The following is a 24859-nucleotide window of genomic DNA, read 5'->3' as shown; positions in this document are numbered from 1 at the left end:
CGGCGCCGGCCGGGCTCCCGGCGCCGATCAAGCCCCGTCGGTCACCGCTTCCTGCGCGTGCATGCGTTTGACTTCCTTCGGCGTCGGCTTGGCCACCCTGGTGACGAAGACGACGAGCGCCAGCGTGAGGAAAATCGCGCCGAGCAGATACGGGGCACCGCCGAAAACTACGGGCGCGCTCGACCCCGTGAACCAGGAAAAGATCGCCGTATAAAGCAGCGGTGTGATGATCGAGGTGATCGAGAAGATCGAGGTCATCGCGCCCTGGAGTTCGCCCTGGGCGGAAGGTGGCACCTTGGCGGCCGCCAGGCTTCTGAGCGGCGGGTCGGCCAACGCCTCGAGACATCCGACGACGATCACCGCGTAGATCATCCAGCCTTGTGACGCGAAGGCGTAGCCGAAGGCGCTGAGTGCGGTAAATGCCAGACCGATTACCGCCGTCTTCCACTCGCCAAGTTTAGGGATCACACGCGGCAGGACTGTCGCCATGACGATCGCCCCGCACAGGCCGAAGGCGCCGAGCGAGAAGCCGATCTGTTGTTCGCTCCAGCCATAGCGATAACTGGAGACGAACGACCAGACGGCGGGATACATCATGTGCCCAAGCGTCATCAGAAAGAAGACAAGTCCAATCCAGCCGATACCTTCGTAGTTGCGCATCTGGACGAGCGTGCCGACCGGGTTCGCGCGTTTCCACTCGAAGCGGCGACGGTGCTTGTTATCAAGCGTTTCCGGCAACAGAAACAGCGCGATCAGAAAGTTTGCGAAAGCAAGCCCGGCAGCGAAATAGAACGGCACACGTGGCCCGAACGTGCCGAGCAACCCGCCCAGAACCGGCCCGATGACGAAGCCGACACCGAAAGCGATGCCGAGCAGCCCGAAATTCTTCGCACGGTTTTCGTCGGTCGAGATGTCGGCGATAAACGCCGATGTCGTGGAATAGCTGGCGCCAGAAACGCCGGCCAGCACGCGGCCGATGAACAGCATCGGATAGGACCAGGCGATAGCGCAGATCAGATTGTCGATAGCGAACGTCAGCACCGAGGCAAGCAGGATAGGCCGCCGTCCGAACCGGTCGCTCAACCCGCCCATCACTGGTGCGAAAACGAACTGCATCGCCGCATAGACGAAAAACAGCCAGCCGCCCTCGATGGCCGCCTCACTGATGCCGACGCCGGTCAATTCCCTGAGATAGGCCGGCAGCACCGGCATAATGATGCCGAAGCCGATGATGTCGAGCAGCAGGGTGGTGAAAACAAGCGCAAGGCCCCGCCTGGCGGTTTTGGGGTCTATCATGATGGTATCTCCTCGGGCCGCCCGAGCGAACGGGAACACACCTTATAGGCGAGCACATCGCTGGGAACAATGAGGGAACGGGCAGAGTGTTTTCATCCTGACATCCCCTGACTGCGATCCAGTCTCTCGGATTACGAGAAACCGTCAGCTCAGATCGGGTTGTTGAACGTGTCGCAGTCCGAAAGCTTGCCGTTCTGGAAGCCTCGCGCCAGCCAGGTCTGCCGCTGCTGCGACGTGCCATGGTTGAAGCTTTCCGGCACGACGTAGCCCTGCATCTTCTTCTGCAACGTGTCGTCGCCGATCTGCTTGGCGGCGTTCAGTGCCTCCGCCATGTCGCCCTGTTCCAAGATGCCCTTCTGACCGGTGAAATGTGCCCAGATGCCGGCAAAGCAGTCGGCCTGCAGCTCGACCTGCACCGACATGTGGTTGGCGTCGGCTTCGCTCATATTCTGCCGCATCTGGTTGAATTTGGGCAGGATGCCGACGAGGTTCTGCACGTGATGGCCGACCTCATGCGCGATCACATAGGCCTGTGCAAAATCGCCGGACGCGCCGAACTGCTGATCGAGCTGCTGGAAGAAGGTGGTGTCGAGATAGACCTTGCGATCGTTGGGACAGTAGAACGGCCCGGCCGCCGACGAGGCAGAACCGCAGGCAGAGCGAATCCGGCCGCTGAACAGGACCAGTTTTGGATCCTGATAGGTCAGGCCCTCGGACTGGAAAATACCGGTCCAGGTATCCTCGGTTTCGGCCAGCACGGTCGACACGAACTGCTTCATCTCGTCGGATGCCGGCGCACCGGTACCGCCGCCTTGCTCGCCGCTATTGTCGGTGATCTCGCCGCCGCCGGGCTGCAAGCCGCTGTTATCGAGGATCTGACTCGGGTCGAAGCCGAAATACCACCCTGCCAGGAAAATCAACCCTACGATGATGATGCCCGACATGCCGCCGCCGCCAGCGCGACCGCCGATCGGGATGCGAAACTGCCCCGGCCCGCCGCCAAGCCCGCCGCTCTGGCCGCGCTCGTCCTCGACATTGTCACTCTGACGACGGCCCTTCCAGAGCATGGCAACCCCCGTGATGCAATTTTCCGGCCGATCGGGCCGTTTCCCGGCTCGATCGGACACGACAACAATTATCTCAATGGCTACGCCAAGTCACAGTATTTTTCGTGCGAACAAGCAATGCTTGCTGACGCTTGTTTGCTCTGGCCGAGACATCGCAAGGTCTGTGCCGTTCACCCTACCCGTGAGAAGCGAGTGGCGCGACGAAATGCGTTGGCCGTGCTTTTCAGCGGGCTGCGATTATTGCCTTGCGAAAGGCTTCGAGCGTCTCGGCGCTGACATGGTGCTCGATGCCTTCGGCGTCGATGCGCGCCGTCTCGGCGCTGACGCCGAGCGAGCGCAGGAAGGCCTCGACCGTCTGGTGGCGAATGCGGCTCTCTTCCGCAACCTTGCGGCCGGCATCGGTCAGGAACACGCCGCGATAGGGTTTCCGGGAAACCAGCCCGTCGGCGCACAGCCGCGTCAGCATTTTCGCCACCGTCGGCTGGGCGACGCCGAGCCGTGCCGCGATGTCGACCTGGCGCGCCTCGTTGCCGTCCTCGATCAGGTCGGCGATGAGCTCGACATAATCCTCGACCAGCGCGCTGCGGCGCGCTTCACGCGTCTGCCGGAAGCCTTCCGAGTGAATTTCTGCATCAGGCAGCGGCTTTTCGCGAGGAACCGGTCTTTTCTTCAGCGCCAATACGCGCTCCTCCCGGCAGTTTGAATCGGCATTGCAGTCATAGCACAGAACCCTATTGGTTCTGGCCGTTTATTTCCATTCGGTGGTCGGCGCAACCGGCGTTCACTGCCGTGCCGGCCGCACGGCCAAGCGGCTACACGAAAAAGCTCAGACAATGAAATATAGCATATTGCATAATGTTCAGCCGTGGCATAAATAAGGAGAGAATGTCGATCGCTCCAGTGGAAAGCCAGTTCATGTCGGAAGCCGAAGCCACCTCAGCCCCCCGGTCCATGTGGCGATTTGCCCGCCCGGAGGACGGCGAGCAGCCCAGCCTTCGCGAAGTCAACGCCACGATCGCGGTGCCGCACTCGGGGATCTGGCTTCGCCGGCTGTTCGCCTTCATGGGGCCGGGCTACATGGTTTCGGTCGGCTACATGGATCCGGGCAATTGGGCGACCGACCTCGCCGGCGGGGCCCAGTTCGGTTACACGCTGCTGTTCATCATCATGTTGTCGAACCTGATGGCGATCCTGCTGCAGGCGCTCGCCGCCCGGCTAGGCATCGCCACCGGCCGCGACCTTGCGCAGGCGTGCCGCGCCTATTATCCGCGACCGGTCAATTTCATGCTTTGGGTCGCTTGCGAATTGGCCATCATCGCCTGCGACCTGGCCGAGGTCATTGGCACGGCGATCGCCTTGCAACTGCTGTTCGGCATTCCGCTGATCGGCGGCGCCATCATCACCGCGCTCGATGCCTTCCTGCTGCTGTTGCTGATGAACAAGGGCTTCCGTTTCCTCGAGGCCTTCATCATAGCGCTTTTGATCATCATCTTCGGCTGCTTCGCCATCCAGATCTTTGCCGCCGCGCCGCCGGTCGGCTCGATCCTGCATGCGATGTTCGTGCCGTCGTCCGAGATCGTCACCAATCCGGCCATGCTTTACATCGCCATCGGCATCATCGGCGCCACGGTGATGCCGCACAATCTCTATCTGCACTCCTCGATCGTGCAGACCCGCGCCTATGAGCGCACCGATCGCGGCAAGCGCGACGCCATCAAATGGGCGACGACCGACTCGACCATCGCGCTGATACTGGCGCTGTTCGTCAATGCCTCCATCCTGATCGTGTCGGCGGTGGCGTTCCACGGCACCGGTCATCATGACGTTGCCGAGATCGGCCAGGCCTTCGAGCTTCTGTCGCCGCTGCTTGGCCTCGGCATCGCTTCCATTCTGTTTGCCGTAGCGCTGCTTGCCTCCGGCCTGAACTCGACGGTGACGGCGACGCTCGCCGGCCAGATCGTGATGGAAGGGTTCCTGCGTCTGCGCATCCCGCAATGGGCGCGCCGCCTGCTGACGCGCGGCATCGCCATCGTCCCGGTGGTGGTGGTCACTGCACTTTATGGCGAAAAGGGAACCGGCCAGTTGCTGGTCTTCAGCCAGGTAATCCTGTCGATGCAGCTTCCTTTCGCTGTCGTACCGCTGGTGCAGTTCGTCTCGGACAAGCGCAAGATGGGCAATTTCGCCATTTCCCGCGCCGTTGCCGTGCTGGCCTGGGTGGTCGCCGCGCTCATCCTGGTGCTCAACTTCAAGCTGCTCTACGATACGGTCGTCGGTCTGGGCTGAGCGTTTCTCTGCTCCAAGCCGACGCAACAAGGTCGGCAGTCATCCCCTTTCCAGCCCTGGAAATTTGCCGACCGCTGTCGGACAAATGTCTGCCTGCCCGTCCTTGGCTCGAAGTCCGGCCATGACGGCACGGATCAGGGAAAGGGAGCTCCAATGAGGAAGATCATCGCCGCAACATTCGTCAGCCTCGACGGCGTCATGCAGGCGCCCGGCGGCCCGCAAGAGGACCCTGTCGGCGGCTTCAAATTCGGCGGCTGGACGTTTCACTACTGGGACGATGTGATGGGCGCCGCCATGGGCGAGACGTTTTCAAAACCGTTCGCGCTGCTTCTCGGCCGCAAGACCTACGACATCTTCGCCGCCCATTGGCCCTATCAGAAGAATGACCCGATCGCCGACAGCTTCAACGCCGTCACCAAATATGTGGCGACGCACAGGCCAGATTCGCTGTCCTGGCAAAATAGCCAGCCGCTCGGCAGCGACGTCGTGGCGACGTTGCGCCGGATGAAGCAGGAGGACGGCCCCGACCTGCTCATTCAGGGATCGAGCGAGCTGATCCAGACCTTGCTCGCCAATGACCTGATCGACGAGATCAGCTTGCTGATCTTCCCGCTGGTGCTGGGCAAGGGCAAAAAACTGTTCGGCAGCGGCATGATACCCGCCGCCTTCAAGCTGACCCGTTCGCGGACATCGACCACTGGCGTCCTGATGGCGAGCTATAAACGCTCCGGCGAGATCAAGACCGGGTCCTTTGCCACGGAGCAGCCGTCCGAAGCCGAGATCGAGCGGCGCAAGAACTGGAAATAGACGCGGCGGGGCGATCAAGGACGGCTGAACACTAGCCGTCCTTTTGCTGTTTTTTAAGCCGCCTCTCGTCGGCGTGCCAACCCGTCGCGGAGGTGGCCCGCGAATGCCAGTGCAGCCGGCGCGACGCTGTGCTTCGGCAAATGCAGATTGATCGAAAAATTCGGCAATGACGGTAGCTCCGGATCATTGGCCAAAATGTCGAGGTCGGCAGGCACGGTCGACGCCAACCAGGTGGTGACGGCCAAGTCCGAACGCACCGTCGCCGTCGTCGCATCGATGCTGCCGTTTTCGAACACGGTGCGCCATTCCAGCCCATGCTCGTTAAGCGCCTCCAGCACCACCGGGCGGAACGCGCAGGTCTCGGCGACCATCGAAACCGGCAAGGGCCGCTTGCGGCGGGCGGCGCCGCCTTTGGCGCCGACCCAGACCAGCCGGTCGACAACAAGGCATTCGCCGGCCGACCGACCGATCGGCTCCTCGATCACCGCGAGCTCTATCGTGCCGGTCGCCAAGGCTGCGGCCAACTCCGGTGACGAAGCACAGACAAGCGAGATCTCGACCTGCGGATAGGCCTCGGCATAGGCCTTCAGCACCGGCGCAAGCAAGGTGCCGACAAGGTCGTACGGCACTCCGAGCCGCACCTGACCGGCAACCGCATCGCCCGCCATCTCCGCCAGGATCTCGTCATTGAGGGAAAGCAGGCGCTTGCCCTTGCCGAACAATCGCTCGCCGGAGCGGGTCAATCGCAATCCGCGCCGATCGCGGTCGAACAGGCTGCAGCCGAGAACCTCTTCCAAGCGCTTGATCTGCTGGCTGACGGCACCTTGCGTCAAATGCAGCGCGTTGGCCGCCGCCGTCATGCTGGCCTTGTCGGCAACGGTGACGAAGGTTCGAACCAGGGCAGTGTCGAGGTTGCGGAGCATCTGACCATTATATTTGCTAATGCAGATCATAGCAAACATTGCATTTACTGATGAGCCAAACAGCCTACCGTGCAGGCTTCAAAGGAAGCAGCATGTTTGAAACCGTCCTTCCCCTCGTCGTATTCGCGCTGGTCTCAACCTCAACGCCTGGCATGGCCACGACCTTGTCGACGGCGTCCGGCGCGCAGTTCGGCTTTCGCCGCTCTATCCCGCTGATGGCCGGGAGTGCGGCCGGCCTGGCCACGGTGGCTGCGGCAGGTGCTGCTGGGCTGGCTGGTCTGCTGGCCGCCGCTCCTTCGCTGCAACTGGCAATGAAAATGGCCGGTACCCTCTATCTGGTGTGGCTTGCCCTCAAGATCGGCCGCAGCGGTCCGCCCAATCTGGACGTGGCCATGGCAAAGCCGAGCAGCTTTTTCGGCGGCGCCGGCCTGCAATGGATGAACCCAAAGGGCTGGGCCATGGGGCTGGGAGCGGCGGCATCCTTTGCCGCGCTCGCCAACGGGCCGCTGCAGCTCGCCTTGCTGCTCGGCACGGTCTTCGGTCTTGCAGCGGCCCTATCGCTGGCGGCGTGGTGCGTGGCGGGCACGCTGCTCGCCCGGTTGCTGCGAACCGAGCGCCAGTGGCGCATGCTCAACGCCGTGCTTGGCCTGCTGCTGGCCGCCTCGATCATTCCGATGTGGCGGACAGCGTAAGACCAGTTAATTCAGGCAGCGTAGCGTGCCGCCGGCTTGCCGGCCAGCAGGCTGCCGAAGAAACCTTGCCGCGCACCAAGATAGGTTTCCAACCCAGCCGGATCGGAGAGCCCGGGCGCGGTGACGGTTTCGCCCTTGGCCAGGCCGGCAAGCGCTGCATCGACCAGATCGTCGGCAGTCATGACGATCTCTGCCGGCAGGTTGGCAATATCGCTTCCGGCAACTTCCCAGAATTCTGTCCGCGTAGCCCCCGGCAGCACCACCTGTATGGCGACCTTGCTATCGGCGACTTCCCGCTGCAGGGCCTCGGTGAAGTTGACGACATAGGCCTTGGTGCCGCTGTAGATGCCGCCGAACGAGGTGTCGAAGGCCAGCACCGAGGCGATGTTGACGATGGCGCCGCGGTTGCGCGCCAGCAGTCCCGGCAAGGCCGCCCGGGTCAAGCGCGTCAAGGCGACGACATTGACCTTGATCATGCGCTCGGCCACATCGGCGTCGGCCGTTGCCACCACCTGCGCACCGCCAAGGCCGGCATTGTTGACAAGCAGCGTCACACTGTCGTCGGTTGATATCGCCTGCTCGACCCGTCGCAGATCGCCGTCGTCGGCGAGATCGGCGCTGATCACGTTGACCTTGCGGCCGTATTCGGCGCGCAGCTTGCCGGCCAATTCCTCCAGCCGGTCGGCGCGCCGCGCCACCAGCACCAGATCATAACCTTGGCCGGCGAGCCGGTCCGCGTAGACCGCGCCGATGCCGGAAGAGGCGCCGGTGACGACCGCCGTGCCTTTGTCCTGATTGCTCATTGTCTTGTTCCTTCTGGTTCGATTCCAAATGCCAGTGCCGCAGGGCAACATCCCTGCTTCGACCGGCAGATCAATTAATGGTATATGCCACTATTGGAATGTAGGCATATACCATCATCTTGTCAATCCGTGGAGCAGGGACTATTTCTGGTTTGCATCGAGGGTCCCTTCCGGTCCCTTCACCGGAAATCCGCCAATGTCCCAAACCACCTTGCCCGGCCTGCTGCTTTGCAACAACGCCATGCTGCGCCGTGCGACGCGGAAACTCGGCCAATTCTATGACGATGTGCTCGCGCCCTCCGGCATTAAGGCCACGCAGCAGGGCCTGCTCTATCAAATCCACGTCGGCAACGAACCGGCGATGGGTGCCATCGCTGCGGCCCTCGTCATGGACCTGTCGGCCCTCGGTCATACGCTGAAGCCGCTGATCCGCGACGGTTATGTCGAGACCTTCGCCGACCCTGCCGACCGCCGCATCAAGCGCGTCAGGCTGACACCGCAGGGCCGGACCAAGCTCGAAGAAGCCATGAAGCTGTGGCACGTCGCCCAGCAGCGCTTCGAGGAGATGTTTGGAAAGGAGCAGGCGGCAAGCCTGCGAGCGGCGCTGGACGAAATCGCCGCGCTGGATTTTGACGCACCGCCGGCCGCGACTTGAACTATCGGCGGCCGGCAGCCAAGCTCCACTGACAGCCTTATTCGGCCGGCATCGCCACCGGACGCGCCGCCAGGTGGCCTGCCAGCACCACGCCCAGACCAATGATCGGGAATGCCGCCGCGACCACGCCGAGGTCGGCCGGTGCGCCGTAGCGCAGCACCGCGGCGCCAACCACCGCCCCCAGTGCGACGCCGAGATAGAGTGCCGAAGCGTTCAGCGACAGCACGATGGGCGCGGCATCGGGCGCCAGCTTGATGATACGGCTGGCCTGCGCCGGCGGGAACGCCCAGCCGACGATGCCCCATGGCACCATCATGGCCATCAGCGCCGGCCCGGCGATCTCGCGCGGCAGGAACATCGGGATCAGCGAAAATGTGACCAGCATGGCGGCACTCAGCGCCAGCGACCAGCAGACGGTGCGTGTCGCGCCGAATCGGTCGGCTGCCTGGCCGCCGCCGATGTTGCCGATGACCGCGCCAACGCCGAAGGCGAGCAGCATTCCGGGAAGCGCGATCGGGTTCAGTCCGCCGCCTTCGATGGCGAGCGGCGCGACAAAGGCAAAGACGGTGAAGGCGCCGATCAGTGCCAGGATGGTCGTCACCAGGATAGGCATGACGCCGGGGCGAAGTGCCGCTGCCAGTCGCATACGGAGCGGCAGCCTGGTGCCGACGATGCCGCGCGGCAGCCGGTACCACAGGATGGCGCCGGCGAGCGCGCCAAGGCCGGCAATGGCAAAGAAGGTGCCGCGCCAGCCGGCGACGGTCGCAACAAGCGCGCCGAGCGGCGCGCCGACCGCGACCGCAACCGTAGTGCCGCCGACGACCACGGCAATGGCGCGGGCGCGGTGATGATCGTCGACAAGCGCAACGGCCGTCCCCTGTGCGGTCGCGGCGAACAAGCCTGACGACAGCGCCATGACGATGCGCGCGATCAACAGCAATTCGAAGGAGGAGCTCAGCGCCGCGGCGACGTTGCCCAACACGAAGAACACCAGCGTCCACAGGATGACGCGGCGACGATCCCATTCGCCGGTCAGCGTTGCCAGGATCGGCGTGCCGATCGCATAGGCGAGCGCAAACGCGGTGATCAGCGTGCCGGCGAGCGGAACGGAGATGGCGGCATCCTTTGCAATGTCGGGCAAAAGGCTGGAGATGACGAAACCTTCGGTCGAAATCGTGAACGATCCGAGCGCAAGCCAGATGAGGCGCTTATCCATAGCAATTTCCTTAGTTCAAAGGTTATTGAACAATTGGACATAACAGGGCATGATGTCAATAAAGCCGCTGCAAAATAGCCGAACCATCCTGACAGCCCGGTGTCAGGACGGGGCGACAGGGCGAAACTATGTGTCCATCAGCCACGAGAGGAGATGCGTTGAAATCGGCCCCGAATGTGCTTAATTCCTGGGCATGACCTTGCCCCATCCCACCGCCGACCAGATCAGCCTGCCGAACGTGCTTGCCGTGCTCGGCGACCCGACGCGGTTGGCCATCGTGCGCTATCTCGCGAGCAAGGAGGGGGTGCCGCTGAATTGCAGCCGGTTCCTCGACCTCTGCTCGAAGACCAATCTGAGCTACCATTTGGCCAAGCTGCGCGAGGCCGGCGTTACCCGCACCGAGGCGGTTGGCACCAGTCGATTGATCACGCTGCGCCGTGACGATCTCGACCGCCGCTTCCCGGGCCTGCTCGACAGCGTGATTGCCGCGGCCGGCGACGACGCATCGTTGCCGGCGGTCGGCGGCCACGAGATCGAAATATCAGCCTGAATACTACGCTACCTTAACAGCCAAGGCGAGAAGTGCCCTCGCAGAACTTGGGTTCCTCTCCCTCACGGAGTGGAGGAGAGGTGGCTCGGCGAAGCCGAGACGGAGTGGGGGCCTTGACGCCCCTTCCCCCTTCAAGGAAGTTCCACTTTTCAGTGCGCCGCGCGCGAAAGGCCCCACTCCGGCCGCTTCGCGGCCACCTCTCCCCCGCTTCGCGGGGGCGAGGAAACGCTGCCTCAGCCACGGAGCCTGCCATGCGCATTGCCGTCCTCGCCGACATCCACGGCAATGTCCTGGCGCTCGACGCCGTGCTCAACGATCTGCGGCGACGCGGCGGTGCCGACATCATCGTCAATCTCGGCGATTGCGTTTCCGGCCCGCTCTGGCCGCGCGAGACCATGGAGCGGCTCGAGGCGCTCGAGCTGCCGACGGTGCGCGGCAATCACGACCGCCGCGTTGCCCGCGACACCGCCGACGAGACCATGTGGCCGTCCGACCGCTACGCGCAGGAACGGCTGACGGCAGGCCAACGCGAGGCGCTGTTCGCGCTGCCCCTCACGCTCGATGTGGCGCCCGGCGTGATCGCCTTCCACGCCCGGCCCGACCACGACGAAAAATACCTGACTGACGCGATTGTCGACGGCCGACTGGTGCGCGCGCCGCTGGCCGCCATCGAGCGGCGGCTTGGCGCGATCGATCCCGCCTGCCGCATCATGCTTTGCGGCCACAGCCACCGCAGCGAACTGGTCCGCATTCCCGGCGGCCCGGTCATCTTCAACCCGGGCAGCATCGGCTGCCCGGCCTATCACGACGATACGACACCGGCGCATGTCTCCGAGCAAGGCTCGCCGCACGCCCGCTACGGCCTCGTCGACTTGCACCCCGATCGCTTCGAGGCCATTGCTGTCGACTATGACCACGAGGCGGCGGCGCGTCAGGCCGAGCAGGCGGCGCGGCCCGAATGGGCCCACGCGCTGCGCACCGGCTTCATGCCGGGCTGAACCGCGATCATACCCGGCCGAACGGATGACCGCGCTCCAAGCGGCCGCGACCGGTCCAATCTTCAGTTGTCAGACGCCGATCGCTTCGATTGCTTGGCAGGACGTCGGGCGCTGGCCGCCGAAGTCTTGGGCGTCGAAGTCTTGGTCGCCGAAGTCTTGGGCGATGAAGCCTTTGGCCGTGACGGCTTTGGCGCCAGTTGCGTTGGGTTGAAAGTCTGTGCTGGAACCGATTCGGAACCGGCCCGAATGTCGGCGTCGCGCACCTGCTGGCCAAAGTTCAGGCCGGTCAGCTCTTCAATCTCGGCCACCGTCGAAAGAAACTCCGATACCCTGGCAATTTCAAGCGGGTCATCGAATGCCTCGGCACGCTCGCCGAACGCTTCAGGCATCACTTCCAAAACCGGCTTCTGGTCCGCCAGCAGCGCGATGGCGCGCAGGCCAGCTTGATCGGACCACAGCGCGATCTTCCAGAACTTCAGCGGAACATGGCTTTCGAAGCGGTAAGGAGGATCGTCCTCGCGGAACACTGGCCCGGCAAACACCGTGACCCGGCCTCGCGTCGTATAGGCGTTGCGCAGCACATAGGTTTCCACCGCGCGCCATCTCAGCTTCCCCTTGGAGCCGGGATGGTTAAGCGAGCTTCCCTGATTGAAGAAGCCGACTTGCGGCGCAGCATTGGTATAAAAGAACGTGTCGCGTTCTGCCGCGACCGCCTCCTGATCCACGCCCCATGCGGGGTCGCCGCGAAGCGTAATATGACCCTTCTGGAACATTCGAGCGATTCGTTCCTTGGATTTTGCGACGGGAAATCCAGGCACATTCTGGCTCGAATAGAATTCCTGGGTCATCTGCTCGCCAAGGTCGATGCGGCGATCGGGCCGGAAAGCATCGCTGGCTTCCGCACCGGAAATCGACTCCACCCCCAATTCGACAAGCGACGGGTGGTCGATGACCGTCTTGTCCTCGCGATTGACCGCCTTGGTGCGGGATCCATCGATATTGCAGGCGGTGACGAAGGCAAGCCTGCGATCGGCGTTCATCAAGATCGAAAAATGATGATAGTGCAATTCGTGTGGGTCCTCGCCCGGTTTGGCAAGAAGGTTTTTGGCCAACCGGTAGGGTGAATTGGCAACCGTCGGCATTGGCAGGACAAAGCCCGGTATGAAGCCGGGCTCATACCCTCCGCGATCGTCGAAATCCTCTGTTTTCCAACCCGCTGCCTCGGCGATGGCTACCTTCGCGGGTTCGCTTGCCGGGCCTTTGCCGGCGTTCCGTCTTGCATCGCCTCCGTCGCCGTCGATCAGCGGCGCCCGGACATTTATCTCGACGGGAAAAGTCCAGGTGACCGAGCCATCGGCATTGTGTCTCGTCGCCGGCGGATTGCCGTCCGGTTCCGGTCGCTGCACCGGCTTGTCCAGCACATCTTCGCGAATGTCGGCGTTCAGCCGAACTGTCTCGTCCATCATGCGCGGCGTGCCGGCCCAAATCGCCAGAGCTTGCGAAACCGCCGATGCCGAGGAGCCCGGCAGCCTGGACTTTCTAGTGCTGAGATCGTCAACGATGGCGCTGATCCGTATGCCTTCGTTGATCTCGCGCGCAAGCGCATAGCCACCTATGCCCGTCACCTCGTGGAACGGCCCGGCCCAATGGTGCAGGGCAATAGGCTCCCATTCATTGTTGAAGACCGGTGAACCGGACGAACCCTGTTCGGTGTCGGCGACATAGTGCAGCACTTGAACCGTTTCGTCGCGGGCCACCAGCCGGTTTTCACGCAGCACCAGTTCCTTGAAGCGGCCATCGGGGATGCTGAACGATGTTGGCGATTTCGCCAAGCATATGCTTGTCGCGCGCATCCGACAGCGAGATAAAACCGAACTCCCCCAGTTCCTTTGGACCGGAACGCCGCTCGCCGACCCCGATCAGCGTATAGTCCAGACCTTCTATGCTATCGGTCACGAAACAGGATTCAGGATCGAACAGGAACGTCGTCGGCGTACGCACGGCATTCGCACCGTCCTGCTCATAATCGAACTGGACCTGGAAGCGCCGGGAATCCGCCGGCGACGAAATCACATGGTTGTTTGTGAGGAACAGCCTTGGCCCGACCAGAAAACCCGATCCTTGTGGATTGCCGTTGAGAAAGGCAACGCGGCCGACCGCATCGGCCACACGGCGCCCACGCTCCAGAAATGCGACCCCGATGAAATCGAGCGTTGGGCCGAGAATTGCTTCCGGTCCTGGCTGCTTGGCGGCGGCCTTTCTCTCCCCGGCAGACCTCATGTCTATCGCAGCCGATATCATCTCCGCTTCGGTGCGGCTGAGCGACGCCTTTACCTGCAACCTGTCGAGGCGCCTGGAGAGGGTCTGTTCGGCGGCCAGCGGATTGCCGTTGGCAATGTGACCAAGTGAAGCCTCAATTTCGGGGCGCGTTTTCTTGATACGCTGGCGAACTATGTTTTCCACTTGCGCGAATATTTCAAGGTCGACCATATTGCCCTCCTCAACCTTACTTGAGAGAGTGCATATTTACATGAAATGTGCAATATTTTGCCGGCTGTTAGTTCGCGGAAGTGGCCCGGTCGCGATTCAACACGCGGCCCCTTTTCGGGCTTACACAGCGCCGCCTCGTCGCCTATAAAAACCGGCTGGCGTGCGACGGTGCTTTCGTGCCTGGCCGCGCCTTCGGCAATTGAACCTACCGCCCATGGCAGATGATTAGGCGCACAGTAACACTCCCGACGACGCTGCTTGCGATGGTTGCCGCTCCGCTGATGCTGGCGGAGTTGCCGGCCAACGGTCAGGAGCAGGAGCCCATCATCTCGATTGTGACGGGTCTCGCTCCGGATGACCTCCTCAACGTGCGCGCCACGGCATCGGCCATGGGCAAGATCGAGGCACGGCTGCCGAGTGGTTCGAGCGTGAAGAATCTCGGCTGCGGCGACGTCAGCGGCCACAAGTGGTGCAAAGTCGAAGACATTGACGACCCCAAGCTGAGCGGATGGGCTCCGGCGCGCTATCTCGACCCCATTAATCCCCAGCAAGTGACACCCCAGGTGGCGGCCAGTGCGGAGAGCCCTGCGCCTCAACCGCTGCCCGATCTGACAACGCGCCTCGGCGCAACCGGCGGTCCCGAAACGACGCTGAACTCCGCTGATGCGATCGGCAGGGCGGCGATCGAGGATGCTTACCGCCTGGCCCTGGTCGGTGGAAACCCCTCGACTGGACAGGTTGATGGATCGCCGCCCGCAACAGTGGGTCCCGTCCAGAATTTCGGCGCGGCCAACGCGGCGCCTCCGCCCGACGCACAGACCGTTGCACGGCTGCAGCCGCCGGGGACACCGGTCCCAGGTGCTGGCAACGCCATCCCTTGCGCGCGCTATCTCGGCCAGCCGATGACCAACTGCAAGGCAAATGTCGTGCGCACCGGCGACAAGACCGACGTGACCGTGACCTGGCCCGATGGTGGCACGCGCATCATCAGCTTCAAGGCCGGCAAGCCGGCCGGTGCGGACGCACCTGGCGAATTCCGCTTCACCCGCGAGGGCAGCCTCAACATAATCCGTATCGGTGCTTCCGAGCGCTTCGAGATTACGGATCAGTTGGCTGGGTTAGGGAATAAGGCAGTAGGGCAGTAGGGCAGTATGTTTTAAAAGGGCGCTCGAACCTCTGCCCTACTGCCCTACTGCCCTACTGCCCTACTGCCCTACTGCCCTACTGCCCTACTGCCCTACTGCCTCATTTTCGGGGTTACATCCGGCAAAACTCTTCCCTATAAGGCCCTCCTAGCCTGATACCAGAATCGCGAGCACAACCGGCCGGGTCATCCCGTCCGGCTTTTTGTGCAAGCCGCCCGCCGAACGGACCTCGACATGCCAAGACGCACCGACATCAAGTCGATCCTGATCATCGGGGCCGGCCCCATCGTCATCGGCCAGGCCTGCGAGTTCGACTATTCCGGCACCCAGGCCTGCAAGGCACTGAAGGAAGAGGGCTTTCGCGTCATCCTGGTCAATTCCAACCCGGCCACCATCATGACCGACCCGGAACTGGCCGACGCCACCTACATCGAGCCGATCACGCCCGAAGTTGTCGCCAAGATCATCGCCAAGGAGCGGCCGGACGCGCTGCTGCCGACGATGGGCGGGCAGACCGCGCTCAACACCGCTTTGTCGCTGCGCCGCATGGGCGTGCTCGACCGCTATCAAGTAGAGATGATCGGCGCCGACGCGCACGCCATCGACAAGGCCGAGGACCGCGCGCTGTTTCGCGAGGCGATGAACAAGATCGGCCTGGAAACGCCGAAGTCGATGCTGGCCAACGCCACCGACGTCAAGAACGCCGACCGCAAGACGCATGAAGCCGAGCGCGCCGCGCTGAAGGCCGAGAAGCCCGAAAATCTCGACGCCGCGCTCGACGCGCTGGAGACGCGCTGGAACCTCGGCGAAGGCGACCGCAAGCAGCGCTATATCAGCCATGGCATGGCGATCGCAGCACAAGCGCTCGACCATGTCGGCCTGCCCGCCATTATCCGCCCCTCCTTCACCATGGGCGGCACCGGCGGCGGCATCGCCTATAACCGCGCCGAATTCTACGAGATCGTCCAGTCCGGCCTCGACGCCTCGCCGACCACCGAAGTGCTGATCGAGGAGAGCGTGCTCGGCTGGAAGGAGTACGAGATGGAGGTCGTCCGCGACAAGGCCGACAACTGCATCATCATCTGCTCGATCGAAAACATAGACCCGATGGGCGTGCATACGGGAGACTCGATCACCGTCGCCCCTGCCCTGACGCTGACCGACAAAGAATACCAGATGATGCGCAACGCCTCGATCGCGGTGCTGCGCGAGATCGGCGTCGAGACCGGCGGCTCCAACGTGCAGTTCGCCGTCAACCCGGCCGACGGCCGCCTGGTGGTGATCGAGATGAACCCGCGCGTCTCGCGCTCGTCGGCGCTGGCCTCCAAGGCGACCGGTTTTCCGATCGCCAAGATCGCCGCCAAGCTCGCCGTCGGCTACACGCTGGACGAGCTCGAGAACGACATCACCGGCGGCGCCACGCCGGCCTCGTTCGAGCCGAGCATCGACTATGTCGTGACCAAAATCCCGCGCTTCGCCTTCGAGAAATTCCCCGGCGCCGAGCCGGTGCTGACCACCTCGATGAAGTCGGTCGGCGAGGTCATGGCCATCGGCCGCACCTTCCAGGAGTCGCTGCAGAAGGCGCTACGCGGGCTGGAGACCGGCCTGACCGGTCTGGACGAGATCGAGATCCCCGGCATCGGCCACGGGAACGCGCCGGCCAGCCATGTCGATGACCGCAACGCTATCCGCGCCGCTCTGGGCACGCCAACGCCCGACCGGCTGCGCATGGTGGCGCAAGCGATCCGTATGGGCACCTCGCTGGAAGACGTGCACGCCATGTGCAAGATCGACCCGTGGTTCCTCGAGCAGATCGCCGGCATCCTCGCCATGGAGGATCGCATCCGCGAGCACGGTATCCCGGAGGACGCCGCCAATCTGCGCATGCTGAAGGCGATGGGTTTTTCGGACGCGCGCCTCGCGTCGCTGGTCAGGAAGGATGTCGAAGAGATCCAGAAGATACGCGACAAGCTCGACGTTCATCCCGTCTACAAGCGCATCGACACGTGCGCCGCCGAGTTCGCCTCGCCTACCGCCTACATGTACTCGACCTATGAGGTGCCGTTTGCCGGTGCGCTAGCCAACGAGGCGCAGGTCTCCTCGCGCAAAAAGGTCGTCATCCTCGGCGGCGGCCCCAACCGCATCGGCCAGGGCATCGAGTTCGACTATTGCTGCTGCCATGCCGCCTTTGCGCTGCGTGACGCCGGCTTCGAGGCGATCATGGTCAACTGCAACCCGGAGACCGTGTCGACCGACTACGACACCTCCGACCGGCTCTATTTCGAGCCGCTGACGCCGGAGGACGTGCTGGAGATCCTGCGCGCCGAGCAGGCGTCCGGCGAACTGGTCGGCGTCATCGTCCAGTTCGGCGGCCAGACGCCGCTGAAGCTGGCGGATGCGCTGGAGAAGGCCGGCATCCCGATCCTCGGCACCTCGCCCGACATGATCGATCTGGCCGAGGACCGCGACCGCTTCCAGAAGCTTTTGCACAAGCTCGGCCTCAGCCAGCCGAAGAACGGCATCGCCTATTCGGTCGAGCAGGCCCGCCTCGTCGCCGGCGAGCTCGGCTTCCCGCTGGTCGTGCGCCCGTCCTATGTGCTCGGCGGCCGCGCCATGCAGATCATCCACGACGAGAGCATGCTGCAATCCTATTTGCTCGACACCGTGCCCGGCCTGGTACCGGAGGACATCAAGCAGAAATACCCCAACGACAAGACCGGCCAGATCAACACGCTCTTGGGCAAGAACCCGCTTCTGTTCGACACCTATCTGTCAGGCGCCATCGAGGTTGACGTCGATTGCCTCTGCGACGGCAGGTCGACCTACGTCTCCGGCATCCTGGAACACATCGAGGAAGCCGGCATCCATTCGGGCGACTCGGCCTGCTCGCTGCCGGTGCACTCGCTGCCTTCGGAGCTTGTCGACGAGCTCGAGCGCCAGACGGCCGCCCTTGCCCGCGCGCTCAATGTCGGCGGCCTGATGAACGTGCAATATGCGATCAAGGACGGCACGGTCTATGTGCTGGAGGTCAACCCGCGCGCATCACGCACTGTGCCCTTTGTCGCCAAGACCATCGGGCGTCCGATTGCAAAGATTGCTGCCCGCATCATGGCCGGCGAGAGCCTGGAAGACGCCTTCGCCCATTACGGCGCCATGCCGGACCCGCGCAATCCCGGCCACATCGCGGTCAAGGAAGCGGTGTTCCCCTTCGCCCGCTTCCCCGGCGTCGACATATTGCTCGGACCGGAAATGCGCTCGACCGGCGAGGTCATGGGCCTCGACCGCGACTTCGCGCTCGCCTTCGCCAAGAGCCAGCTAGGCGCCGGCGTCGACCTGCCGCGCTCCGGCACCCTGTTCGTCTCGGTGCGCGACGAAGACAAGAAAGGCATATTGCCGGCGGTCAAGCGCCTCGCCGGCCAGGGCTTCAAGGTGCTCGCCACCTCGGGCACCGCCCGCTTCCTCGCCGAAAACGGCGTCGCCGCTGAGAAAATCAACAAGGTGCTGGAAGGCCGCCCACACATCGAGGACGCCATCCGCAACCGCCAGGTGCAGATCGTCTTCAACACCACGGACGGCCAGAAGGCGGTGTCGGACTCCAAATCGCTGCGCCGGGCGACGCTGATGCAGAAGGTGCCGTATTACACGACGCTGTCGGGCGCGGCTGCGGTGGCTGAGGCGATTGCGGCGCTGAAGGCGGGGAGTTTAGAGGTTCGGCCGCTGCAGGAGTATTTTTCTTGAGCGTTGTATCATAAAATATCGGAGAGAATTGATATCGTTTTCTAGCCATCCATAGAATTGACTATCCGGATTGAGATCGAAAATGAATATTAATGGAACTTCGGGTTTTCCCTTGAGAACCTCTCAAATATCAACATTATTTTAGGAAAAAATGGGTGCGGAAAGAGCTTCCTGCTTAAGAATGTCGAACAGCATGTGAAATCTATCGGAACAATTGGAAATACCAGATACATAAGCCCGGAGAGAGGGGGCTTCGTCTCTTACGAAGCGGGAATTGAACAAGCCATCATCAATAATTTGAATTGGATGAGCGATAATAGGCGGAAAAATCAGTCTGAGAATTTTAGGCAACAGAGCGCGTACTTATTCAGGCAGCTTGAATTACTTGAGCTTAGAGCTATCGAGAAAGACCAACTAAAGCTTGGATATACACCCCGAACGTTCGATGCAACGGTCGACCAAATAAACACCCTCCTCGATCGAGTGCGAATCGAACGCGAAAAATCTAAAGCCTTTTTGATCAAAGACAAAGAGACTGATGCGGCGATAACCTCTGAGAGCTTGAGTAGCGGTGAATCTGAGCTGGTTTCTCTCGGAATAGAATTTTTGTCTTTCGTCTCCGAGGCACAGCAAGACAAGGCTAATTTGCTGTTTATCGACGAACCAGACGCCCATCTTCACCCAGACCTTCAGGACAGATTGGCTAAGTTCTTGGTAAAGATTGTAAAAGCAAAGCCAGTCAAATTAATCATAGCAACTCATAGCACTGCGCTGGTGTCAAGTTTATCTTCACGAGCCGACGTTAACATCGCATTTATGAGGCGAAAGGATACAAAACTTTCATTCAAACCGGTGTCGGATGTTGACCGCAGTATCCTTCCAATCTTCGGCGCACATCCCCTATCCAATGTTTTCAACGAAGCCCCGATCCTACTGATCGAGGGAGAGGATGATGAGCGGGTGTGGCAGCAGGCCGTTAGGTCTTCTAATGGTCGCATTCGGGTCTATCCGTGCGCCATCGATGGCGGAGCCCACTTCGCGGATTTTGAAACGGAAGTGAACAACGTGATCGAAGCTGTTTATGACAATGCGAAAGCTTTTTCACTTCGAGACAGGGACCTCCAACCCGCTGAAATTGACGATTTTGGGCACGTGGTTCGAATGCGACTTTCGTGTCGAGCGGCAGAGAATCTAATGCTTAGCGACGAAGTGCTTGCTAGCACAGGAGTCACTTGGCCAGGTTTGGAAACACTCATCGGAAGTTGGTTAAAGGTGAACCAGGACCATCAATACTATGCAGCCATGCAGGAGTTTGTTGATGGTGGCCTTGATCGAAAGGTCCACGATCTTAAGTCCATCCGAAATATTTTGGTGGGTTTGATGTCCAATAAGCCGTGGGAAGTTCTTGTCGGACGAGCGATCGCTGCACTCGCCAATGGCAAACCTGCCAAAGGTCCAGTCGCGCCGGGAAGCCTGTCCGACTATCTCGGCGAGAAAGTGAGAGACCTCATCTTGGGTCTTGCTCAGCAGCCTCAAGCCGCGTGAACCACCCCCTCACGCCACAGCCACACACTCGATCTCGATAACAAACTCCATCGGCCATGGAGCCGCCGGCACAAAGCTGCGCGTCAGCGAGGTGCCTGCTGACCCAGGCAGTATTTCAGCTCCTTCAGCGACGCCTCGGTCTGCGACGCGCCATCCCGCACCTTGCGAACGCCAGTGCCGACGCTCGCCTCAGTTCAGAAAACCAATAAACCGCCCCGCAAACAGCACCGACGTCCACAGCACCAGCGAGAGCACAGCCAGGATGGTGACGGTCCCACCGGCCGGCTCGTCACCGTCTTTTGCGCGGCGTATGAAGACGAGGAAGTTGATGCCGGCGAGAAGGATAAGCCCCATCTTGGCGAGGAAGATCGGCATCGCCGCATATTCGCTCGCCCTGACTGAAAACAGCAGCGACCCCGTGACAAGCGCACCGGCGAACGCGCCCAATGCGGTGCGGCGCAGCAGCGCCACGAACGCCGCCTGCGGCAGCGCGCGGAAGGCGCCGAGGACCCTGAGGTCCATCAGCCAGACGCTGGTCAGCAGCGCGCCGATCGACATGATGTGCAGCGCATTGACGATGGGGTAGGCGACGAAGGAGGCCTTCAGTCCCCGCACCAAAGCGAGTTGCTCGATGCCGGCGAAAAGCCCGTCCATTCAGGCCGGCGGCACGCGGTCGGGATAGACGTCATAGGTCTTGCCGCCGACGATGATGCGGACTGCTTTCATGCGCTTTTCGCTCTCGTCGCGCGAGCGATGGCCGATCGCCGTCACGTCGTCGCCGACCTTGGCAACCTCCTCGGTGAAGCCGGCGGCAATGGTGCGGGAGGGCGGTGCCATCTCCACCCGCCACACCTCGCCCTCGGCGTCGACATCCAGCGTGGCATGCGGATTGCCGACATAGATGGCTATGATCTTGCCCTTGAGTTCGAAGAACCCGTCCTGCGTCCACGACCAGCCATGATGGGCATAGGCCGCGGTGGCGGCGACAAGCATCACCGCCGCTGCCAGCGTGACGCTCCGGTTGAAAGGTGACAGCATCGCTCGTCTCCTCGGTTCGGGCATAAAAGGGTAGGTCAGCGCGCGGCAGCGTCAAACCACATGAGGGCCTTTTGGGTCGCAGCGCTCCACAGCCATGGAAACGGCATGGATCCTAGGGTCTGCGCTCCGCTTCGCGTTCGCTCCGCCCTGGGATGACGAAGCGAGGGGAGGTTTCCAGCCAATCTCCAACGTCCGCGATTGGCCTTATGCCACGTCCCTTCGTCATCCTAGGGCGGAGCAGGAGCGAAGCGACGTCGCGGAGACCCTAGGATCCATGCCGTTACCTTCGAGCGTCGCAGCCTCCGCTGAGCATCGCCGCACTTACCGAGGCGATCGCCGCCCCTCACCCCGCCCAATCCACCTCGATCATCCCCAGCCGCTGATAAAGCCGCACCGCAGCCGCGTTCTCGACAGTATTGGTCTTGAGGTCGACATGCGCCGAGCCCCTTGCATGAAACGCCGCGAACGCGTGCCGCATCAGCGCTTCGGCGATGCCCTTGCCGCGCGCCTCGGGGTGGACCGCAAGGTCCTTGACGAAAGCCCGCGTCCAGCAGAGCGCCGCACCCGCCAGCCGGCCCTTGCGGTCGATGACCAGGAAACACAAAGCCGGGTCGAATTCCGCGTCGCCCGAAATGCGCGGCCACCATTGGTCGAACGGCCCGTCGGCGCCGTCGTCGAACACCGCCGTCAACAGCGCATGCAAGGCGAGTGCATCGGCGGCTTCGAAGGCGCGCATGAAAAAACCTTCCGGCCAGCGCGGCGCCAGAAGCGTGTCGTCGAGGATCTTGCGCAGGCGGATGTCGTTTGGCGCCGGTGGGCGCGGCTCAGGCATCGGGCTGCATGCGGCGGCGCAGGCTGTCGCTGCCGAGGCCGGTTTCGCCCAGCATCCCCTTGCGCTTGGCGTCATAGTAATAGCCGCTCTGGTAGAGCCGGTCGGCGCGCTTGGGGTTGCCGCCCGACACCAGCCAGGCGCCGCGCAGATATTTCACCGCATATTTCAAATTGGTCTCGGCGTCGAACAGGCCGCTCGCCGGTCCGTCATAGCCCATGCCACGCGCCGTCGCGTGCTTGATCTGCATCAACCCCCAATGGCCGTGATTGTAGGCTTTCGGGTTGAAGGTGCTCTCGCGGTTGACGACGCTGCGCACCAGATCGACCGGCACCTGGTAAAGCGCGGAATATTTCTCGATCAGCCGCTCGATCTCGCTGCGGGCGCCGGCATTCGACTGGCCCTCGGTGGGGTCGGTCGCGGCCAGAACGGCCGGGTTTTGCGGCACCGTGTAGGAAACCGGCTGAACGCCGGGCATGGCTGCGGTCTGTTCGGTGACCGGCATGGCGACAGCGGGTGTCGGGGCGACTGGCTGGGCATTGGCGGTCATGACGGCGGGGGTAGTTGCCGCCAGCGGCGTCGGCCCGGCAAAGGCGGCGGCCGGCTCGATCGGCAGCGCCGCCACCTGGGCGACGCCGGACGGCTCCGGCAGCACCGAAACCGTGTCGGGCAGCGCCAGCGTGAAGCCGGCATCGGTGTTGGCCGTGTTTTCGGTGAAGGCCGGCGCCGGGGTCACCGGCGAAGTCGAGGTGCAACCACTGAGAGCAGCCACGGCCAACACCGCCGCTAGGACGGGAAAGAGGAATTTTGCTGGCAAGCGGCGCTCGGGTCCGGTTCGTCGGGTGTTAAGAAGTCCTTACACCAGCATCTTTCCCCGGGCAATCCGCGGTAGACGGTGGTTTTCGGGTGGCGAGCCGGGCCGGGAAATGCGATATTGTTCTGGATTTGTACTTCGAAGGATTCCGGAAAGGAGCACGCCATGGACGCCTCTCATGCCACCACCGGCCACGCGGTCTTCGAAACCGTGCTCGGCTTCATGGGCATCGCCTGGAGTGATGCCGGACTGACCCGGCTCTGCCTGCCGCAGCGCAATCGCGACGCGGTGGAGCGCCGGCTGTTGCGCCATGCCGCCGCCGACCAGGCAGCACAGCCCGAGCCGCAATGGGTTACCGAGCTGACCACCTCGATCAAGGCCTATGCCGCCGGCGAGGACATCGATTTCTCCAACGTACCGGTCGATCTCAGCGGCGTCGACGAGTTCCGCCTGGCGATCTATGACGCGGCGCGAAAGCTCGGCTTCGGCGAAACCACCACCTATGGCGAACTGGCCAAACGCGCCGGCCATGCCGGGCTGGCGCGTGAGACGGGCGCCGCACTCGGCGCCAACCCGGTGCCGCTGGTCATCCCCTGTCACCGCATCCTTGCCGCCGGCGGCAAGATCGGCGGCTTTTCCGCCCCCGGCGGCTCGGCTACCAAGGAAAAGATGCTGGCCATGGAAGGCGTGCGCGTCGGCCCGCCGCCGCCGGCGCAGGTGTCGTTCGGGTTCTAGGGTTTATCGATGTTCAGGTGATGCCGACATCCCGGCCCGTCGTCTCAACTCCTAATCCGGAAGCAGGCGCCGGCGGAAGCGGCGGTCGATCTCCACCCGCTTGCATTTGTAGACGGTGCAGGAATTCGTATCGGCGCTCGGCACCGAGGCCCGCGCCCTGACTTCGCCAATGTCGCAGAATTGCTGGCTCCGCACGTAGCGGTCGTAGAGCGCCAGCCCCGGCACGCGCGCCGATCTGTAGCGCAGGATGACCGCACCCTCGCGCGCAATCGTCGCCTGCACCTTGCCGCAGCTCATGCGGGTCGGGTCGTAGCGCGAGACCGCCTGCGCCTCGGCGGCCACCAGCGTCAGGCAAGCGGCAAGCAGAACGATTCTCATGGCCCCTCTCCCCAAAACCCGGTCGCGCCCGAAGCCGGCGCGGTCCTCCCGCGTCAGGCGCGCAACAACGACGCTCTCACGCGATTGGGGCGGCCGTTGGGCAGCGTTGCCGCCGCGCCATTTTCCGCCCTGTCTTGTTTTTTGCACGAAAGCATATTATATGCCGTCCATTGATATTTCGGCCGATCGATCCGGGCCTCGCGATATTCGCGTTTGCTGACGTTCTATCTCCAAAATCTCGATACAAACCGGCTGGGTTTCGGTCCAGTCAAACTAAAGCAAACGTAAAGGACTATCGAAATGGCAACAGGTACGGTCAAGTGGTTTAATTCCACCAAGGGTTTCGGCTTCATTCAGCCTGACAGCGGCGGCGCGGACGTTTTCGTCCACATCTCCGCAGTCGAGCGTGCTGGACTGTCGACCCTGGTCGAAGGCCAGAAGATCAACTTCGAGATCGAGCAGGACCGCCGCACTGGCAAGTCGTCCGCTGGATCTCTGAGCAAGGCAGCCTGATTTTGCGAATGGCGCGCCCCCGGGGATACCCCCGGGCGCGCGGGCACTCACCGGTGTAATGGCGGTCGCGCGAGAAGCGCGCCGGAGCGGAAGACCCCGACAAGCCGAAGCAGCAGATTGCTGCCGGCCCGGCCAAAGCGCTCCCGATCAGGCTACCAAGCATGGGAAGGCGGGATTTTGTCCCGCCTTTTTGCTGTCTGGATTTTGACCGACGATTGGCGAAACCGCAGATACAGCGTCCTTCTCCCCGTCTCTATACCTATCGCATTCACACATCTGGGTTGCGCTTTGCGGCGAAGCTCGATTCTATTTCGGCCGGAAAAGCCGAAGGAGGGTTGAATGAC

Annotated in this window: 25 protein-coding genes; 12 read left to right on the top strand and 13 right to left on the bottom strand. The window is 62.6% G+C overall.

The genetic code is table 11. The features are described 5' to 3' along the window. Positions 1 to 27: 27 nt before the first annotated feature. The 3 genes from NKH21_RS16965 to mntR all read right to left on the bottom strand — a co-directional run bounded on the left by NKH21_RS16965 (position 28) and on the right by mntR (position 3042). The gene (locus NKH21_RS16965) at positions 28 to 1296 is read right to left on the bottom strand and encodes a TCR/Tet family MFS transporter (protein WP_352669646.1); all 1269 of its coding nucleotides are present in this window, start codon (positions 1294 to 1296) and stop codon (positions 28 to 30) included. A gap of 149 nt (positions 1297 to 1445) precedes the next feature. Then, entirely contained in the window at positions 1446 to 2363 is a 918-nt protein-coding gene (ypfJ, locus tag NKH21_RS16960; protein ID WP_352669643.1) for a KPN_02809 family neutral zinc metallopeptidase, read from the bottom strand. Positions 2364 to 2586: 223 nt separating this feature from the next. Then, on the bottom strand, positions 2587 to 3042 hold the full coding sequence (gene mntR / locus NKH21_RS16955) for a manganese-binding transcriptional regulator MntR (protein WP_023678308.1): 456 nt from the start codon (positions 3040 to 3042) through the stop codon (positions 2587 to 2589). Positions 3043 to 3278: 236 nt separating this feature from the next. On the opposite strand from mntR, the gene NKH21_RS16950 reads away from it, so the two are divergent. Together NKH21_RS16950 and NKH21_RS16945 are read left to right on the top strand one after the other, a co-directional pair. Beyond that, positions 3279 to 4646: an Nramp family divalent metal transporter gene (locus NKH21_RS16950; RefSeq protein ID WP_352866445.1), complete on the top strand. Its 1368-nt coding sequence runs from the start codon at positions 3279 to 3281 to the stop codon at positions 4644 to 4646. Between the two features lie 153 nt (positions 4647 to 4799). Beyond that, the gene (locus NKH21_RS16945; protein ID WP_352866289.1) at positions 4800 to 5453 is read left to right on the top strand and encodes a dihydrofolate reductase family protein; all 654 of its coding nucleotides are present in this window, start codon (positions 4800 to 4802) and stop codon (positions 5451 to 5453) included. A gap of 53 nt (positions 5454 to 5506) precedes the next feature. Here NKH21_RS16945 and NKH21_RS16940 read toward each other — a convergent pair whose 3' ends face one another. Further along, positions 5507 to 6376 (bottom strand): LysR substrate-binding domain-containing protein, encoded by an 870-nt coding sequence (locus NKH21_RS16940; RefSeq protein ID WP_352866287.1) that lies wholly within the window; start codon positions 6374 to 6376, stop codon positions 5507 to 5509. Between the two features lie 92 nt (positions 6377 to 6468). On the opposite strand from NKH21_RS16940, the gene NKH21_RS16935 reads away from it, so the two are divergent. After that, positions 6469 to 7068 carry a LysE family translocator gene (locus NKH21_RS16935; RefSeq protein ID WP_352669634.1) on the top strand — a complete coding sequence of 200 codons (600 nt, stop codon included), beginning with the start codon at positions 6469 to 6471 and terminating at the stop codon, positions 7066 to 7068. An 11-nt stretch (positions 7069 to 7079) separates the two neighbouring features. Here NKH21_RS16935 and NKH21_RS16930 read toward each other — a convergent pair whose 3' ends face one another. Then, entirely contained in the window at positions 7080 to 7871 is a 792-nt protein-coding gene (locus tag NKH21_RS16930; RefSeq protein ID WP_352669631.1) for an SDR family NAD(P)-dependent oxidoreductase, read from the bottom strand. A 196-nt stretch (positions 7872 to 8067) separates the two neighbouring features. Between NKH21_RS16930 and NKH21_RS16925 the strand changes: the two genes are divergently transcribed. Then, positions 8068 to 8526 carry a MarR family winged helix-turn-helix transcriptional regulator gene (locus NKH21_RS16925; protein WP_352669629.1) on the top strand — a complete coding sequence of 153 codons (459 nt, stop codon included), beginning with the start codon at positions 8068 to 8070 and terminating at the stop codon, positions 8524 to 8526. A 37-nt stretch (positions 8527 to 8563) separates the two neighbouring features. Here the strand turns inward: NKH21_RS16925 and NKH21_RS16920 are convergent, their stop codons facing one another. Next, positions 8564 to 9742: an MFS transporter gene (locus tag NKH21_RS16920; protein WP_254820339.1), complete on the bottom strand. Its 1179-nt coding sequence runs from the start codon at positions 9740 to 9742 to the stop codon at positions 8564 to 8566. Positions 9743 to 9935: 193 nt separating this feature from the next. Here NKH21_RS16920 and NKH21_RS16915 point away from each other — a divergent pair, with 193 nt between their 5' ends. Further along, complete coding sequence (locus tag NKH21_RS16915) at positions 9936 to 10292, top strand: ArsR/SmtB family transcription factor (RefSeq protein ID WP_352669625.1); 357 nt, start codon at positions 9936 to 9938, stop codon at positions 10290 to 10292. Between the two features lie 251 nt (positions 10293 to 10543). Beyond that, positions 10544 to 11290 (top strand): metallophosphoesterase family protein, encoded by a 747-nt coding sequence (locus tag NKH21_RS16910; protein WP_352669623.1) that lies wholly within the window; start codon positions 10544 to 10546, stop codon positions 11288 to 11290. A gap of 62 nt (positions 11291 to 11352) precedes the next feature. On the opposite strand, the gene NKH21_RS16905 is transcribed toward NKH21_RS16910, so the two are convergent. After that, complete coding sequence (locus NKH21_RS16905) at positions 11353 to 13122, bottom strand: DNA/RNA non-specific endonuclease (protein WP_352866282.1); 1770 nt, start codon at positions 13120 to 13122, stop codon at positions 11353 to 11355. Then, positions 13058 to 13780, bottom strand: coding sequence for a trypsin-like serine peptidase (locus tag NKH21_RS16900; protein WP_352866279.1), 723 nt, complete (start codon positions 13778 to 13780; stop codon positions 13058 to 13060). Before NKH21_RS16900 ends, NKH21_RS16905 begins: the two co-directional genes overlap by 65 nt. A gap of 263 nt (positions 13781 to 14043) precedes the next feature. Here NKH21_RS16900 and NKH21_RS16895 point away from each other — a divergent pair, with 263 nt between their 5' ends. The 3 genes from NKH21_RS16895 (at position 14044) to NKH21_RS16885 (ending at position 20208) form a co-directional block, all read left to right on the top strand. Next, on the top strand, positions 14044 to 14925 hold the full coding sequence (locus tag NKH21_RS16895; RefSeq protein ID WP_352669620.1) for an SH3 domain-containing protein: 882 nt from the start codon (positions 14044 to 14046) through the stop codon (positions 14923 to 14925). A gap of 234 nt (positions 14926 to 15159) precedes the next feature. Then, positions 15160 to 18663 (top strand): carbamoyl-phosphate synthase large subunit, encoded by a 3504-nt coding sequence (carB, locus tag NKH21_RS16890; protein WP_352866277.1) that lies wholly within the window; start codon positions 15160 to 15162, stop codon positions 18661 to 18663. Between the two features lie 129 nt (positions 18664 to 18792). Next, positions 18793 to 20208, top strand: a complete 1416-nt coding sequence (locus NKH21_RS16885) for an AAA family ATPase (protein ID WP_352669681.1) — start codon at positions 18793 to 18795, stop codon at positions 20206 to 20208. 189 nt (positions 20209 to 20397) lie between these two features. Here NKH21_RS16885 and NKH21_RS16875 read toward each other — a convergent pair whose 3' ends face one another. The 4 genes from NKH21_RS16875 to NKH21_RS16860 form a co-directional block, all read right to left on the bottom strand. After that, positions 20398 to 20862, bottom strand: coding sequence for a DUF6644 family protein (locus tag NKH21_RS16875; RefSeq protein WP_352669615.1), 465 nt, complete (start codon positions 20860 to 20862; stop codon positions 20398 to 20400). After that, positions 20863 to 21246 carry a DUF6152 family protein gene (locus NKH21_RS16870; protein WP_352669612.1) on the bottom strand — a complete coding sequence of 128 codons (384 nt, stop codon included), beginning with the start codon at positions 21244 to 21246 and terminating at the stop codon, positions 20863 to 20865. It abuts the gene before it with no gap. 343 nt (positions 21247 to 21589) lie between these two features. Further along, positions 21590 to 22078 carry a GNAT family N-acetyltransferase gene (locus NKH21_RS16865; protein ID WP_352669610.1) on the bottom strand — a complete coding sequence of 163 codons (489 nt, stop codon included), beginning with the start codon at positions 22076 to 22078 and terminating at the stop codon, positions 21590 to 21592. Next, positions 22071 to 22847 carry a transglycosylase SLT domain-containing protein gene (locus NKH21_RS16860; RefSeq protein ID WP_352669607.1) on the bottom strand — a complete coding sequence of 259 codons (777 nt, stop codon included), beginning with the start codon at positions 22845 to 22847 and terminating at the stop codon, positions 22071 to 22073. The genes NKH21_RS16865 and NKH21_RS16860 overlap by 8 nt, the downstream gene beginning before the upstream one ends. A gap of 207 nt (positions 22848 to 23054) precedes the next feature. Here NKH21_RS16860 and NKH21_RS16855 point away from each other — a divergent pair, with 207 nt between their 5' ends. Further along, positions 23055 to 23624 (top strand): methylated-DNA--[protein]-cysteine S-methyltransferase, encoded by a 570-nt coding sequence (locus NKH21_RS16855; protein ID WP_352669605.1) that lies wholly within the window; start codon positions 23055 to 23057, stop codon positions 23622 to 23624. Between the two features lie 51 nt (positions 23625 to 23675). Here the strand turns inward: NKH21_RS16855 and NKH21_RS16850 are convergent, their stop codons facing one another. Then, a complete protein-coding gene (locus NKH21_RS16850) occupies positions 23676 to 24002 on the bottom strand; it encodes a hypothetical protein (RefSeq protein WP_352669603.1) in 327 nt (108 codons plus the stop codon). Between the two features lie 300 nt (positions 24003 to 24302). Here NKH21_RS16850 and NKH21_RS16845 point away from each other — a divergent pair, with 300 nt between their 5' ends. Continuing rightward, positions 24303 to 24515: a cold-shock protein gene (locus tag NKH21_RS16845; RefSeq protein WP_023678332.1), complete on the top strand. Its 213-nt coding sequence runs from the start codon at positions 24303 to 24305 to the stop codon at positions 24513 to 24515. A 161-nt stretch (positions 24516 to 24676) separates the two neighbouring features. Then, on the top strand, positions 24677 to 24859 hold a 183-nt coding region (locus tag NKH21_RS16840), incomplete at its 3' end, for a hypothetical protein (RefSeq protein WP_352866274.1).

Origin of the sequence: Mesorhizobium sp. M1329, from assembly GCF_040318035.1 — a bacterium.
Lineage (GTDB): Bacteria > Pseudomonadota > Alphaproteobacteria > Rhizobiales > Rhizobiaceae > Mesorhizobium.
Note: the sequence above shows the minus strand (reverse complement) of the source record. Positions and strands in the feature narration are given on the sequence as shown.

Excerpts from the sequence above, each read along its gene's own strand:
- NKH21_RS16915 (WP_352669625.1), top strand. The coding sequence starts at position 9,936 with ATGACCTTGCCCCATCCCACCGCCGACCAGATCAGCCTGCCGAACGTG.
- NKH21_RS16940 (WP_352866287.1), bottom strand. The coding sequence starts at position 6,376 with ATGCTCCGCAACCTCGACACTGCCCTGGTTCGAACCTTCGTCACCGTT.
- NKH21_RS16895 (WP_352669620.1), top strand. The coding sequence starts at position 14,044 with ATGGTTGCCGCTCCGCTGATGCTGGCGGAGTTGCCGGCCAACGGTCAG.
- ypfJ (WP_352669643.1), bottom strand. The coding sequence starts at position 2,363 with ATGCTCTGGAAGGGCCGTCGTCAGAGTGACAATGTCGAGGACGAGCGC.
- NKH21_RS16850 (WP_352669603.1), bottom strand. The coding sequence starts at position 24,002 with ATGAGAATCGTTCTGCTTGCCGCTTGCCTGACGCTGGTGGCCGCCGAG.
- carB (WP_352866277.1), top strand. The coding sequence starts at position 15,160 with ATGCCAAGACGCACCGACATCAAGTCGATCCTGATCATCGGGGCCGGC.
- NKH21_RS16855 (WP_352669605.1), top strand. The coding sequence starts at position 23,055 with ATGGACGCCTCTCATGCCACCACCGGCCACGCGGTCTTCGAAACCGTG.
- NKH21_RS16925 (WP_352669629.1), top strand. The coding sequence starts at position 8,068 with ATGTCCCAAACCACCTTGCCCGGCCTGCTGCTTTGCAACAACGCCATG.
- NKH21_RS16945 (WP_352866289.1), top strand. The coding sequence starts at position 4,800 with ATGAGGAAGATCATCGCCGCAACATTCGTCAGCCTCGACGGCGTCATG.
- NKH21_RS16965 (WP_352669646.1), bottom strand. The coding sequence starts at position 1,296 with ATGATAGACCCCAAAACCGCCAGGCGGGGCCTTGCGCTTGTTTTCACC.
- NKH21_RS16930 (WP_352669631.1), bottom strand. The coding sequence starts at position 7,871 with ATGAGCAATCAGGACAAAGGCACGGCGGTCGTCACCGGCGCCTCTTCC.
- NKH21_RS16845 (WP_023678332.1), top strand. The coding sequence starts at position 24,303 with ATGGCAACAGGTACGGTCAAGTGGTTTAATTCCACCAAGGGTTTCGGC.
- NKH21_RS16870 (WP_352669612.1), bottom strand. The coding sequence starts at position 21,246 with ATGCTGTCACCTTTCAACCGGAGCGTCACGCTGGCAGCGGCGGTGATG.
- NKH21_RS16950 (WP_352866445.1), top strand. The coding sequence starts at position 3,279 with ATGTCGGAAGCCGAAGCCACCTCAGCCCCCCGGTCCATGTGGCGATTT.
- NKH21_RS16875 (WP_352669615.1), bottom strand. The coding sequence starts at position 20,862 with ATGGACGGGCTTTTCGCCGGCATCGAGCAACTCGCTTTGGTGCGGGGA.
- NKH21_RS16935 (WP_352669634.1), top strand. The coding sequence starts at position 6,469 with ATGTTTGAAACCGTCCTTCCCCTCGTCGTATTCGCGCTGGTCTCAACC.
- NKH21_RS16900 (WP_352866279.1), bottom strand. The coding sequence starts at position 13,780 with ATGGTCGACCTTGAAATATTCGCGCAAGTGGAAAACATAGTTCGCCAG.
- NKH21_RS16910 (WP_352669623.1), top strand. The coding sequence starts at position 10,544 with ATGCGCATTGCCGTCCTCGCCGACATCCACGGCAATGTCCTGGCGCTC.
- NKH21_RS16865 (WP_352669610.1), bottom strand. The coding sequence starts at position 22,078 with ATGCCTGAGCCGCGCCCACCGGCGCCAAACGACATCCGCCTGCGCAAG.
- NKH21_RS16920 (WP_254820339.1), bottom strand. The coding sequence starts at position 9,742 with ATGGATAAGCGCCTCATCTGGCTTGCGCTCGGATCGTTCACGATTTCG.